Source organism: Clostridium estertheticum (genome assembly GCF_011065935.2).
Lineage (GTDB): Bacteria > Bacillota > Clostridia > Clostridiales > Clostridiaceae > Clostridium_AD > Clostridium_AD estertheticum_A.
On the sequence record NZ_JAAMNH020000001.1, the window covers coordinates 1787184 to 1801729 of the forward strand.

Genomic DNA, 14546 nt, shown 5'->3' on the forward strand with positions numbered 1-14546 from the left:
ACAGCTAAAGTGTATTATTAAGGCACATATAGATAGCAATAAGGAGATGTAACCTTTGTGACTGGAAAAATAAGAAATGAATTCGGTATTAATTGGTGGTCTAAAAAATGGAATAATGCAATTTCAAGCTTTACTATAAGTTCTAGAATAGATAAAGGACGTGAATATGCAAGAGCTGGCAATGTACTTAGTATGGAAATTTTAAAGGGAGAAATCATTGCAGAAGTTCAGGGTGGAAGATTATCCCCCTATAAAGTAAATATGGAGATTGATATTTTTTCAAAGCAGCAATGGGAAAACATTATGAATATCATGGCGCAAAAGGCTATATTTTGTGCCATGATTTTAAATGGAGAAATGCCTGAAAATATAGAGGAAGCTTTTAAAGAGGCTGGAGTTTCTCTTTTTCCTAAAAAACAAATACACCTAATAACTCAGTGCTCATGCCCCGATACTGCAAATCCATGTAAACATATCGCTGCAGTTCATTATCTGCTAGGACTTGAATTTGATAAAGATCCCTTTGTGATTTTAAAACTTAGAGGCATGGACAAAGAAGAATTTTTAAAAGCCTTGAGAGTTTTAAGAAGTGGCACTGAAAGCGATGTAATTAAAAGAAAAGTAAAAAAACAGCTTAAGTCAAAAAAAACTATTTTGGATTTGAAAAGAGAATTTGAGAATTCAAATAGAAAAGATGAAGAGGTATTAAACATGTCTTTTTCTTATGTATCACCTGAAATTGTGCATGGTGTTATAAAAACATTGGGCACTCCAGACTTTTGCACTAGTGAAGATGAATTTGGATATAAAATGAAGAAAGCTTATGGTAACGCTGAAGAGGCGGCTAGAAAATTTGTAGAGGGAAAATAAAAAACTTAGATATAAATAAGTTTTCAGATATATCTGAATTTTTTTGAAATTCACATTGTAATATATGGAATTGTAGTATATAATTATTTTGTTGGCAACAACTAATATTAAAGAGGAGGTCGTGACCATGCTTACAAATAGAAGATTTTCATTAGATTTTGTGAACACTATGGTAAAATTTACTGAATTATATAAACATGATCTTGGTACGAATTTTTAATATTAATAAACTTTGTTATTTATATTAATTATCTAAGCCGGGGGAGTGTACCTACGGCTTTTTTATTAGTATTATGGAGCTTCTATGTAAAAATACAAGTACTCATAACAGCTAATAATATGTTAAAAAGCCGTAGAATATTTATTCTTCGGCTTTTTAATTTTTATAATGTATATTTTTCTATTCTATTAAAAAGAAGGAGTGGTTTGAAAGTGATTAAAAAACATGATTACAGAAAATTTAGGGGCTGGAATTTTAATTTTTACACTTGAGTTTTCCAAAATTGTACTAAGACCATATTAAAAGCTGGAAAATACGCAAGTGGTAATATCAACTTTGTCCGGTCACAAGGGGGAGGATTTATATGAAGAAACTTTTAAGGTTAACTAAGGGAAATAGATTATTATATACTGCAGCAATACTTTCTATAGCAGCAGCTACATTTATAGCAATGCTAGAGCCTATGATTATAAAAGTAACAATAGATTCAGTAATAGGGAACAAACCATTGAATGTTCCGGTGCCTATAGAAAGGCTAGTAATGATGGTGGGTGGAACAACTGTACTTTTTAGAAATTTATGGATATGTTCTTTGAGTCTTGTAATATTAACCTGTATAAGAGGAGTTTTTTTATTCTTAAGAGGAAAACTTTCTGCGCAGGCAGCTGAAAACATTGCAAGAAATATGAGAGTGAAGCTTTATGATCATATTCAGAATTTACCCTACGAATATCATGTAAAAGCAGAATCAGGGGACCTTATTCAAAGATGTACTTCAGATGTGGACACCGTTAGAAAATTCTTTGCAGCGCAAATGGTGGAAATCGGAAGAGCATTTTTTATAGTGACCTTTGCAATAATAATGATGTTGTCACTTAATAAAAAGATGACAGTTATTGCAATGGTGATAGTACCAATTATATTTATATTTTCATATGTGTTTTTTTATAAAATTAAAAATACTTTTGAAAAGGCTGATTCACAGGAGGGAGTTCTAACATCAGTGCTTCAAGAAAACTTAAGTGGAGTTAGAGTAGTAAAAGCTTTTGGAAGACAGAACTTTGAAATTGATAAATATGAAAAAGAAAACATGAAATATAGGGATTTGAATTTCAATTTAGTAAAGCTACTTTCAACTTATTGGTCTACCTCAGATATTCTTTGTATGACTCAAATTGGTCTGGTTTTAGTATCAGGCATATATTTTGCAGTTAACGGAGAAATAAGTTTAGGTACTTTGGTAGTATTCAACACTTATGAAGGAATGTTATTATGGCCAGTAAGACAACTGGGTAGAATACTTTCCGATATGGGAAAAATGTCAGTATCTCTTCAAAGAATAACAAATATTATTGATGTGCCAGTGGAACAAGAATATGGGCAGGCACTAAAGCCAGAGATTAAAGGAGAAATAAGCTTTGAAAATGTAAACTTTGAATATGAAAGTGATAATGAAATTCTGAGTGATATAAGTTTTAAAGTAAAAAAAGGCGAAACAGTGGCTATTGTTGGACCAACAGGTTCAGGTAAATCCTCATTAGTTCATCTTTTATTAAGACTTTATGATTATGATAGTGGTTCTATAAAAGTTGATGGAATAGAGCTTAAGGATATTGAAAGAAAGCATATGAGAAATAATGTAGGAATAGTGCTTCAAGAGCCCTTTCTCTATTCACGAACAATAAAGGAAAACATCAAAATGGCAAAGATAGACTCAAAGGATATAGAAATCCATAATGCAGCAACAGTAGCAGCTGTGCATAATGTTATAACTTCCTTTGAAAAGGGGTATGACACCGTCGTTGGAGAAAAGGGTGTTACCTTATCAGGAGGACAAAGACAAAGAGTTGCCATAGCAAGAACGCTTATAAAGGATATGCCCATATTGATATTCGATGATTCATTAAGTGCAGTGGACGCTGAAACGGATAGAGTTATAAGGGGAGAACTTAAAAAGAAAAGTAAAGGAAACACTACTTTTATAATCTCTCATAGAATTTCAACAGTTATGGGAGCAGATAAAATTATAGTATTAAACCATGGAAAGATTGAGAGCATTGGAACCCATAAAACTCTTATTAAAAGTGATGGAATCTATAAAAGAATATGGGAAATACAGACATCATTGGATGCCTTAGATGATGAAAAGCAGGTATGTAATGAGTAAATCAGTCCAGGCTAGGTACACTAAATATTCAAGGGAAGTGATATTGTGTCCAGAATAGATGAAAACAAATTAAACGATAAAATAGATGTAGGTATTTGGAGAAGGCTCTTTAAATACCTTACAGAATTTAAAAAGGGACTCGCGTTTTTGGCGTTCCTTATGGTGGGAGTGGCAGGTATAGATGTAGTAATGCCACTGCTCACAAGATATGCCATTGATAATTTTATAGTAAAGAAAACAACGCAGGGGCTTACCACCTTTGCAGTAATTTACTTTTGTATAATTGTTTTTCAAGCATTAAATGTAAGACTATTTATAATAAATGCAGGTAAGATTGAAACACACCTGGCCTATCATATAAGAAAGCTTGGTTTTAAAAGGCTTCAACAGTTGTCCTTTTCATATTATGATAACTCATCTGTTGGATGGCTTATGGCAAGAATGACCTCGGATGTAGCAAGGCTTAGTGAAATAATATCATGGGGATTAATTGACATGGTATGGGCACTAGTTATGATGACTGGATTTATAGGAGTAATGCTTTATAATAATGTAAAACTAACTCTTATATGTATGAGTGTTGTACCACCACTATTTTTAATAGGAATGTTTTTTCAAAAGAAAATCTTAAAATCCTATAGAAAGGTGAGAAAATTAAATTCCAGGTTAACTGCAGATTTTAGTGAAGAGGTATCTGGAGCTAAAACTACAAAAACTCTAGTTCGCGAAGAAGAAAACCTAAGTGAATTTAAACAAGATGCAGGCAATATGAGGAAATCCTCAGTAAAGGCAGCTATGTTTTCTGCTTTGTTTCTTCCAATTGTTATATCCATGGGAAGTTTAGGCGCAGGTTTTGTTCTTTGGATAGGAGGAAAAAGCGTTATATCACAATCACTATCCTATGGTACTTTTGTAATGTTTATTGCTTATACAGTACAGTTTTTTGATCCTGTAAGTCAGTTAGCTGGAACCATTGCAGAACTTCAAAATGCCCAGGCATCTGCAGAAAGAATCATAACATTAATAGAAACTGAGCCAGATATATGGGATAGAAAGGATGTAATTGAGAAGTACGGAGATTTATTTAATCCAAAAGTAGAAAATTTTGAACCAATACATGGTGATATTGAGTTTAAAGATGTATGCTTTTCCTATAAAAATGGAGAAAAGGTATTTCAAAACTTTAACCTAAAAGTGAAAAAAGGTGACACAATAGCACTAGTTGGAGAAACTGGTTCTGGTAAAAGCACCTTAGTAAACTTGCTTTGTAGATTTTATGAGCCAAGTAGCGGAGAAATATTAATTGACGGAAGTGATTATAGAGAAAGATCACTATTATGGCTTCAATCAAATATAGGCTATGTGCTTCAAAGCCCACACCTATTTAGTGGGAATATTAGAGAAAATATTATGTATGGAAAGCTTGATGCAACGCAGGATGAAATTGAAAATGCAGCAAAGCTTGTAAATGCTCATAGTTTTATAAGTAAACTAGAAAAAGGCTACGACTCAGAGGTTGGTGAAGGTGGTGGTAATTTATCCACCGGAGAGAAACAACTTATATCCTTTGCGAGAGCCATTGTAGCAAATCCAGCACTATTCGTTCTTGATGAAGCTACCTCCTCTATAGATACAGAGACAGAAAGAATGATACAAGATGCCATAGAAAAAGTTCTCTCAGATAGAACTAGCTTTGTGGTTGCCCATAGACTTTCTACCATCGTCTCTGCAGATAAAATTCTTGTTATAAGACATGGAAAGATAACAGAATCAGGAACTCACAGAGAACTGTTAATGAGAAAAGGTTACTACTATACCCTATATACAAACCAATTGCTTGAAGAGAAGGAACTGGAAAGCAAAGCAGTGATTTCCTAGGGATGGTGCCACCCACGTGGCAAGTGGCATGTTGAGTGGTATATTACTTGCCACTTGGCATGTTGAAAATGGAAAATACAGGGACGTTTAATATAAGTTATTAAACGTCCATATAAAGTTTAACTTTTAGTTATTTCCACTTATTGTGGGACAATATATTATTTAAAGTGAAAGATAGAGAAAGACTCGGGTTAGCTACCCGAGTCTTTCATTTTAACTACGTAATTTTAGTTAGCTTTTTATCTTTTATAAATAGTGTTAATAATAATCCCACAGCAGCTATAACGGCAGCTCCAATGAATACATTTGAAAATCCAGCATTCATTGTGCTTTGGTAAGTATTTTCAATAGTAGCTCTTGAGCTGTCTACAGAAGACAGATATCCAGTTTTAATAGCGTTAAAGTTTACATGAGGATTTGAAGCTAAAGTGCTCTTAAGTCCATCTATCATTGAACCCACAAATTCTCTAACAGTATTAAATATTGTGGTTACATCAGAATTTTGGAATTTAGTTATGGTCTCAGCAGACATTTTTCCACTGAAGGCTCCATTACCAGGAACGCCATTTACTTTAGGTAATACTGCTTGGATTGCTCCAGGCACCTTACTGCCAGCAGTAGCTATAAAGTTTACTAATAGGTTTGGAGAAATAGCAATACCAATAGAACGTATAAGTGAAACTGTTGATTGACCAGCAGAAGCTTCTTCTTCTGGTACTAAGCTCATCATTAAGTAGTTAATTGGCGTACCCATGGTTAAGCCCATACCTAAGCCCATGAATATTAGGCCAATAAATAGGTTGAAAAAACTAGGGTGATTAGCAGTTACCAACGCTTGATACAATGCACCTATAAATGAAAAACCGAAGCCAGCTAATAGTACCTTTTTTACCCCCATTTTATCTATGAATTTCCCACCTAAAGGAGCTGATATACCAGTAAATACAGCAAATAATGTAACTATATAGCCACCAGTACCCATCTTTATTTTAAGAATATTTTCGCCAAACTGTGGAAGGAAAATAGTACCCATGAGTCCAGTGCCTACAACAAAGCTTAGTGCTAAAGTAATGGCAATTTGCTTATTAGTAAAGTAGTGTAAATTCAAAACAGGATCCTCTGCCTTTTTCTCAATAAGGATGAATATAGGCAGTGATATTAAGAAGATTAATAAAAATGGCAATACATCTTTAGAGGAAATTGAATTAGCTAAGTCATGAAATTTTAAGTTTGTTGCAGAGTACATTAGAGATAAAATTACTATTGTTAATGCTCCACAGCCCTTCAAATCCATTTTTTTTATAGGTTTTTCATTTTTGTTTTCCTTAAGATTAAGTGCTAAAGTAAGTATTACTAAGCTTATTGGTAGGTTAATGAAGAATAAAAATCCCCAATTAGCATCGCCTGCTATGGAAAGAACAAAGGAACCTATTGTTGGACCTAGAATAGTAGAAATACCAAATATTGCACCTACTAAACCTAGGGCAGTACCCCTTTTTTCAAGAGGGAATGAGGAACCAATATATGCTATGGCAATAGGCATAATTCCACCGCCACCAAGAGCTTGGATTACTCTAGAAAAAAGTAAGAAGTTGTAGCTATTTATAAAGTTTGATAATCCACATAGTAAAGAACCAAAAGCAAATAATGATATAGAAATCATATAAACTTTCTTTCTTCCATGACGGTCTGATAGTTTTGCTGTTATAGGCATTGATACAGCATAAGCTAAAGTATAAATGGTTATAACCCAAACGCTGCTGGAGCCACTTATTCCAAAGAAATTAGAAATTATTGTTCTTGCAGGGGATACAATACCGGAATCAATAGCACCCATAAAAATTCCAAGTAAAAATATAATCATAGCAATAGTTGAAGTTTTACTTTTCATATCAAATTTTCACTCCTTTAAATAATAGATTTGCATTATGAACCATGTTCATTAGAGGTTAAAAAAATATAAAGTATAAGTTAGCTTTTGTAAATAATTTTATTAGAGAAAAACTTAGTAAAAAATAATAGATTTATACAAGTAATACAATATGAACTATGTTCACATTGTATTACTTTAAAAAAAATAATGCAATAGATTTTAGAAAATAAATATAGTTAATTGATATTAATTCATTAGTTTGATTTATTTTACACGTTACACACATAGAATGGCAATTGGAAATAATATGTTGTTTAATCGACACGTTATGCATTTTTGTAACTGTTTTGTAACAATGCTGACATTAATTTGAGATATATTGGTAGGAAATGTAGAATATTATAAGTATTATTAGAACAGATTATTACGATGTTAGTAGAATATAATCACATAAGTAACGAGGGGGACATAAAATGTATTGGTTAAAAAATATGAGAATTAAAACAGAATTAACAGCTAGCTTTATTTTTGTGGCATTACTAATCGGAATAGTTGGATTTATCGGGTCTAAAGATATTAAAAAAGTGGATATTAATAGCCAATTAATTGTAACAAACAATCTAGTACCACTTCAACAAATGACCACTGTCAGGCACAACATTATGCAAATAAAATATAATATGTCACTTATCCTTGATGGGGAGAATAAAAATGAGGTTGATGCGTTAAGTAAATCTATAAAAGATTTAGTTGATAAAGACAATAAACTTATAAGTGAATATGATGCTATTCCAGTTTCACAAATAAAAGCTGAATCTGTTATTCTTGAAAATAAAACTTACGAAGAATTAAAAAAAAATCTTGTAAACTATAGAGGGCAAAGGGACAAGGTAGTTGATATAGTTAAAAGTGGGAAATATGAAGAGGCTAAAGTGGAAGCTAAAGAGTATTTGGCCTTGCAGGATAAGGTTTTAGATGAACTAGGAACAATCGTTGAATGCAATATGAAAGAAGCAGGAGAAATGCAAAGTTTAAATAAAGGGGTTACGAGTAAATCACTTAAAGAAATGCAATCTCTCTTTATAGTAGGTATTTTAATTGCACTTATTCTCGGTTATTTGATATCATCAATGATTTCAAGGCAATTAAAGAAAGTAACTAGCTTTGCAAAGGCCTTTGGAGAAGGAGATTTAACTGAAATAATTGATATCACTAAGAGGGATGAAATAGGTATACTTGCATCTGAACTAAATAAGGCAGGGGGAAATGTTAAAAGCTTAATATCTGAAATAATATCAAGTGTCGCAGAACTAAGCGCAACAAGTGAAGAAGTTTCTGCTACTGCTTTGGACATAACTGAAAAGATGGAACTCATAAATGAATCAACTAGACAGATTACACAGGGTACTGAAGAATTAAGTGCAATAACAGAAGAGGTAAACGCCTCAACAGTGGATATAACTTCTTTTGCACAAGATTTAGCGGAAAAGGCGGCCTTTGGAAATATCTCCTCAACGGAAATTCAAAAAAGAGCACTAAATGTAAAAGAAACGGGGTTAAATTCAAGCAATAATACCCAGAAAATTTATAAGAGCAGACAAGAAGAGATTAACGATGCAATTGAAAAAGGCAAGATAGTTGAGAAAATTAAAATCATAGCTGATACAATAGGCTCAATATCATCGCAGACTAATCTTTTAGCATTAAATGCTGCTATTGAAGCTGCTAGGGCCGGTGAACATGGAAAAGGCTTTTCTGTTGTAGCAGATGAGGTAAGAAAACTTGCAGTGGAATCATCCAACAGTGTATCAGAAATTCAAGAGGTTATTACTAAGGTTCAGGAGGCATTTAAGAACATAACTTATAATGCAGAAGGTGTCCTTAATTTTATTGCCGAACATGTAACACCAAATTATAGCTTTTTTATAGAATCCGGAGAGAAGTATGAGAAGGATGCAGAGTTTTTCAGTAGTATGTCTGATGAAATAGCTAAGAAAGCAAAACTGGTACTTCAATCAATTGAGACCGTTGGTAGTGCAATTGAGAATGTATCAGCAACATCCCAGCAATCAGCTGCTAATAGCGAAGAAATCATGAATGGAATAAATGAAACTACACTTGCTGTTGAGGATATATCTAAGTCAGCTCAAAGCCAAGCGGAAATGGCTGAAAAGCTTAATAATCTAGTTCATAAATTTAAAATTTAATTAAAGATTATAGTAATTCTTTCCTGATTTCTACGGATTTTAAATTATCCAGAGGGCTCAAATCGTCTATCGGATTTCTTTCTAGTTGTAGTACTTTTAAGTTGGTCATATTACTTAAGGGTCTTACATCTTTGATTTTATTTGCACCTAATTGTAAATTTCTTAAACTGGATAATTTATTTAAGCTACTTATTTCTTCAATATCATTAATTGATAATCTCAATGTCATTATATTAGGAAGAGTAGGATATGGTGAGGTATTTACTTTGAATTCACTTTACCCCCCCAAGACTCTATCTACATTTGATTTTATTTGCTTCCATGAAATAATAAAGATTTGAAGCTCCGCCGAGGATTTATATACCTAGAAGATTATGATTTTAAAATACTATTTGTAGACTATGAAAAGCGAAATTTAGAAAGAGACATTGAGTGAGGGTCTAAGAAGGCATTAAAAAAGATTCAAAAGGAAATGAGGAATAGCCGGAACTAAAGTAAGGCTCATAACATGCCGATAATATAATAAAGGAAACTATTATTATATAGGGGGATACGATTAATGAAAAAAGCACCAAAGAAAACAGGCGGATTGAATATTAGGAAAAAACTTATCATGGTGACAGGGTTACTCTTACTTATACCTGTATTTACATTAGGTATAATAAGCTATGAGGTTGCTAAAAAAGAACTTCAAGAAGGTGGGAAGGTATTATTAAAAAACAGCGTGGAAATGACGTTACAGGTAATTGATGAAAATCAAAAGCTTGTAGCTGGAGGCAAGTTAACCCTGGATGAAGCACAAGAGAGAGTTAGGGAGTATATGTTAGGTAAAAGGAATTCAGACGGAACAAGGCCTATTAACAAAAATTTGAGCCTTGGGAAAAGCGGATATTTGTTGGCATACACTCAAGAGGGTGTTGAGGCAGTGCATCCTACACTAGAAGGTAAGAGCGTAATAGATGTTAAAGATAAAAAAGATGGCAGTTATTTTGTTAAGAATCAAATTAAAATAGGAAATAATGGTGGAGGGTATTTGACTTATTGGTGGACTCTTCCTAATTCAGAGAAGATTTCAAACAAAATAACCTACCAAAAGACAGATCCTAATTGGGGCTGGGTTGTTAGTGCAGGAACTTATATGAATGATTTTAATGTGGGGTCAAATAAGATTCTTAATAGTACGCTTATTGTACTTTTAGCAGTAATCGTTTTAGGCTCAGCAGTAATTATACTATTTGCAGAGCACATTTCCCGTCCAATTAAAAAAATTGGTAAAGCTGTAGATATTGTAGCCTCAGGTAATTTAAATATTCCAGATTTGAATATAAAAAATAGAGATGAAATTGGAAAGTTAAATGAATCATTTAATAGGATGGTTAAGAGCGTAAATGAATTAATAGGCTCAGTAAAAAATTCGGCTACTGTTGTATTTAACTCTTCACAGGTGCTAGACAGAATTGTTGATGAAAACACAGCCGCTATTAATGAGGTAGCAGCTTCAGTTGAAGAGATTGCAAGAGGATCAAGCGAGCAAGCTAAGGAAACTGAAAATGGAGTTAATAGGGTTATGAGTTTATCAGGTAAAATAGAACTTGTTACAGAACTGACTATAAAAACTAATGAGGCTGCAGCATCCACTGCTGATATAGGGGGTAAGGGACTTCAGGCAATTGAATCGCTTTTAGTAAAATCAGAAGAAAACAGCAAGGCTGTTGAAAAGGCTAGTAATATAATATTGGAGGTTGATAGAACCTCTGTAGAAATTGGAGCAATAACTGAAGCCATTAGCCAGATATCAGAGCAGACCAATTTATTGGCTCTAAATGCGGCTATAGAAGCAGCTAGAGCGGGTGAGCAGGGAAAAGGATTCGCTGTAGTTGCTGAAGAAGTAAGAAAGCTGGCTTCACAGTCTGCTATATCTGCCGGAAAAGTCAGAGAATTAATCAACGGAATACAGGAAAAATCAAAAGATGCAGTTAAAGCTATGCAAGAAGGAAAGACCATAGCAAAAGAACAAAGTAAGTCTGTAATAGATGCTAAAAGTATATTTGTTGATATATTAAAGTCTATAGATAAGATTTCAAAAGACATGACAAGCATTAAGGGCTATAGTCTTGAAATGGAAACAGAAAAAAATGATTTAATCGAAATTTTAGAGACCCTCTCAGCTTCAACGGAACAAAATTCAGCTGCAACTCAGCAGGTTTCTGCTACAACTGAGCAGCAATTGGCAAGTGTAGAACAAATTTTATCACACACTCAAGACTTAAAGAGTCTTGCAGAAAAGCTTAGAGATGCAGTAAATGCATTTGAGGTTTAATTAAAGATGCCATCCATGTGGCAAGTTTTCAAGCCCTAGGATGACAATATTATGTATAAAGTAGAAGGGTGGCAACCACATGATAAGTGGTTGTCACCCTGTTTTATTATAACAAGACGTTTCATTAAGTTTCTTAATTATCATAGGAAAACCACTAATATGGTATAAATGAAATTCTAGACTGTAGTTAAATTACTTATTAGCTTTTACAAATAATAGTTTATATACTTGAATCAGAATTAGAGGCATAAATGAAAGTCCATATACTATAGCATGCTGATTTAAAGTTAATGCAGCTACTTCAAAAACTCCCATAAGTGGCTTAAATCTTAAAACTAATTCTAAAAGTAAAGAACCTAATATGGTGGCAATCCATAAGTAGCTATTTGAGAAAACTCCTATTTTAAATATGGATTGTTTTGACCTAGAATTAAATCCATGGAGCAGTCTTGAGAAACACAGTGTTGCAAATGCCATGGTGCTTGCAACCACAGTATCGCCGGTTGATAATCCTATATGGAAGGCTAGCATTGTACCTATGGCAATAAGCAATCCTTCAATTAGTACTTCTAGTGCAAAGGATTTATTTAGTATAGGTGAGTTTATGTTTCTAGGCTTATCACTCATTATATCCTTATTATGAGGCTCAAGTCCTATTGCAATAGCTGGAAGACTATCTGTAACTAGGTTGATAAATAGAAGGTGAACTGGTGCAAAAGGTATTGGAAGTGCTATAAGTGAAGCATAAAGTACTGATAATATACCTGCAGTATTTCCTGATAATAAGAATTTAATGGAGTTTTTTATATTTGAATATATACTTCTGCCATTGGAAATTGACTTTACTATGGTTGAAAAATTATCATCCATAAGCACTATTGAAGCAGCATCTTTAGCAACCTCGGTACCAGTTATTCCCATAGCTATACCAATGTCTGCTTGCTTTAATGCAGGTGCATCATTTACACCATCCCCGGTCATTGCAACTACATTGCCTCTTTTCTGCCATGCTCTTATTATTCTTATCTTGTGTTCAGGGGATACTCTAGCGTATACAGAAATATTCTCTACCACGATTTTAAGATCTTCATCACTTAATGAGTCAAGCTCGTATCCTTCCATAGCTTCAGATTCATTATTTAGTATACCTATTTGTTTGGCAATGGCAGAAGCGGTTATCTTGTGATCGCCAGTTATCATTACTGGTTTAATACCAGCCTTAATACAGTCTGATACTGCTTTAGCAGATTCTATTCTTGGTGGATCCATCATGGAAATGAGCCCCACAAATATTAAGTCATTTTCATCCTCAGTAGCTATTGATTTTCCTTCTTCTATTTCTTTATAAGCAAAGGCTAAAACTCTTAGACCACTTTCAGAAAACTCCTTGTTTACTCTTTCAATCTCCTTTTTATCATTTTCAGTCAAGATTTTAACTCCGCTTGATGTAGCTATTTTTATCGCTTTTAATAAAAGTACATCAAGTGCACCCTTGGTTATCATAGTAGTTTTGTCTTTGAATTTATTCGCCGTACTCATTAGCTTTCTATCAGAATTAAAGGGTACTTCAGAAGTTCTTGGATAGACCTTTCTGATGTCAAGTTCATCCAAATCATATATTTCACCTAGGTTTACAAGTGCAACCTCAGTTGGATCTCCAATCTCTTTGTTTTCAATAGTTACAGCATCATTACACAATAGCGCCATTAGTACAAGATTCTTTTCTAAAAGCTTGTCATGGTCAAGTCCATCATGGGAGTGTATTTTTTTATCAACATATATCTTTTGTACAGTCATTTTATTCTGAGTCAGCGTTCCCGTTTTATCAGAGCATAGTACTGAAATACTTCCTAGACTTTCAACAGCATGAAGCTTTCTTACTATAGCATTTTCACGAGACATCTTTTGGGTTCCGAGGGCAAGAACTATTGTTACTATAGAACTCAATGCCTCAGGTATTGCTGCAACAGCAAGGGATATAGCAAACATAAAGGATTCAATAATTGCATTTCCCCTATAAACATTAAGGGCGAAAATAAGTGCAGATATTACGAGGATAACAAAGGCTAGTTTTTTACCGAAGTTGTCCAAATTGACTTGTAAGGGAGTCTTCTTTTCTTTTGCAGTTTCTAAGAGGTTAGCTATTTTACCGAGTTCTGTTTTCATTCCAATAGCCGTAACTAGAATTAGAGCCCTTCCATAGGTTGCAAGGCTTCCAGAAAACACCATGTTTTTTCTATCACCAATTGCTACATTGACCTCTTTTATTATATTTGTTGTTTTTAGTACACTTTCTGATTCACCTGTGAGTGAACTTTCATTTATCTGAAGACTGTAGTTTTCAATTATTCTTCCATCAGCACTTACATAGTCTCCTGCATCTAAATATAAGATATCTCCAACTAACAATTCCCTTGAAGGAATTTCTAGCTTGTTACCATTCCTTAAAACCTTGGCTGTAGGTGAGGAAAGAGCTTTAAGGCTTTTCAAAGATTGTTCCGCTTTAATGTGCTGAACAGTTCCAAGGACCGCATTTATAACAACAACTACAATTATAACAAGTGTACTCTCAAACTTTCCAAGGAAGGCTGATATAATTGCTGCAGCTATAAGTATTAGTACTAAAAAATCCTTAAATTGTTCTAAAAATATCTGTAGGTGGCTTTTTTTAGCACCTTCAGTTAATTCATTAAAGCCCTGCTCTTCTCTCTTATTATTTATTTCAAGATCAGTTAGTCCTTTTTCTGTAACCCTCAGAGTTTTCATCACTCCTTCAGATGTTTGAGTATAAAATATGTTCATTATTATTCCCCCTTGTTTAGTTGATTCTAAATATAGGATAAAAACAAAAAGACTCTACAACTGGCATTTATACCAGTTGTAGAGTCTCACAAAACTTTAGAAGTTATCAAAGCCGGGATTTAATCCGTGGTGACGACTTTGATTCTGTTTTAAAAACAGGAAGTTACTCCCTCTACATATATAATTTTAAAACTACATAATCACTATAT

The 14546-nt window shown here is 33.5% G+C and carries 8 protein-coding genes; 5 read left to right on the top strand and 3 right to left on the bottom strand.

The features are described from left to right. Positions 1-57 precede the first annotated feature (57 nt). The 3 genes from G9F72_RS27370 to G9F72_RS08295 all read left to right on the top strand — a co-directional run bounded on the left by G9F72_RS27370 (position 58) and on the right by G9F72_RS08295 (position 5135). Complete coding sequence (locus G9F72_RS27370; protein WP_164957861.1) at positions 58-870, top strand: SWIM zinc finger family protein; 813 nt, start codon at positions 58-60, stop codon at positions 868-870. A gap of 584 nt (positions 871-1454) precedes the next feature. Continuing rightward, complete coding sequence (locus G9F72_RS08290; RefSeq protein WP_164957862.1) at positions 1455-3257, top strand: ABC transporter ATP-binding protein; 1803 nt, start codon at positions 1455-1457, stop codon at positions 3255-3257. A gap of 45 nt (positions 3258-3302) precedes the next feature. After that, entirely contained in the window at positions 3303-5135 is a 1833-nt protein-coding gene (locus G9F72_RS08295; RefSeq protein ID WP_187356071.1) for an ABC transporter ATP-binding protein, read from the top strand. 217 nt (positions 5136-5352) lie between these two features. On the opposite strand, the gene G9F72_RS08300 is transcribed toward G9F72_RS08295, so the two are convergent. After that, positions 5353-7026 (bottom strand): MFS transporter, encoded by a 1674-nt coding sequence (locus G9F72_RS08300; protein WP_164957863.1) that lies wholly within the window; start codon positions 7024-7026, stop codon positions 5353-5355. A 455-nt stretch (positions 7027-7481) separates the two neighbouring features. Between G9F72_RS08300 and G9F72_RS08305 the strand changes: the two genes are divergently transcribed. Beyond that, positions 7482-9215, top strand: a complete 1734-nt coding sequence (locus tag G9F72_RS08305) for a methyl-accepting chemotaxis protein (protein ID WP_164957864.1) — start codon at positions 7482-7484, stop codon at positions 9213-9215. Between the two features lie 7 nt (positions 9216-9222). On the opposite strand, the gene G9F72_RS27570 is transcribed toward G9F72_RS08305, so the two are convergent. Next, positions 9223-9444 (bottom strand): leucine-rich repeat domain-containing protein, encoded by a 222-nt coding sequence (locus tag G9F72_RS27570; RefSeq protein WP_224676037.1) that lies wholly within the window; start codon positions 9442-9444, stop codon positions 9223-9225. A 330-nt stretch (positions 9445-9774) separates the two neighbouring features. Between G9F72_RS27570 and G9F72_RS08315 the strand changes: the two genes are divergently transcribed. Continuing rightward, complete coding sequence (locus tag G9F72_RS08315) at positions 9775-11535, top strand: methyl-accepting chemotaxis protein (protein ID WP_164957866.1); 1761 nt, start codon at positions 9775-9777, stop codon at positions 11533-11535. A 192-nt stretch (positions 11536-11727) separates the two neighbouring features. Here the strand turns inward: G9F72_RS08315 and G9F72_RS08320 are convergent, their stop codons facing one another. Then, entirely contained in the window at positions 11728-14337 is a 2610-nt protein-coding gene (locus G9F72_RS08320; RefSeq protein ID WP_164957867.1) for a cation-translocating P-type ATPase, read from the bottom strand. Positions 14338-14546: the final 209 nt, after the last annotated feature.

Excerpts from the sequence above, each read along its gene's own strand:
- G9F72_RS08290 (WP_164957862.1), top strand. The coding sequence starts at position 1,455 with ATGAAGAAACTTTTAAGGTTAACTAAGGGAAATAGATTATTATATACT.
- G9F72_RS08300 (WP_164957863.1), bottom strand. The coding sequence starts at position 7,026 with ATGAAAAGTAAAACTTCAACTATTGCTATGATTATATTTTTACTTGGA.
- G9F72_RS08305 (WP_164957864.1), top strand. The coding sequence starts at position 7,482 with ATGTATTGGTTAAAAAATATGAGAATTAAAACAGAATTAACAGCTAGC.
- G9F72_RS27570 (WP_224676037.1), bottom strand. The coding sequence starts at position 9,444 with ATGACATTGAGATTATCAATTAATGATATTGAAGAAATAAGTAGCTTA.
- G9F72_RS08315 (WP_164957866.1), top strand. The coding sequence starts at position 9,775 with ATGAAAAAAGCACCAAAGAAAACAGGCGGATTGAATATTAGGAAAAAA.
- G9F72_RS08320 (WP_164957867.1), bottom strand. The coding sequence starts at position 14,337 with ATGAACATATTTTATACTCAAACATCTGAAGGAGTGATGAAAACTCTG.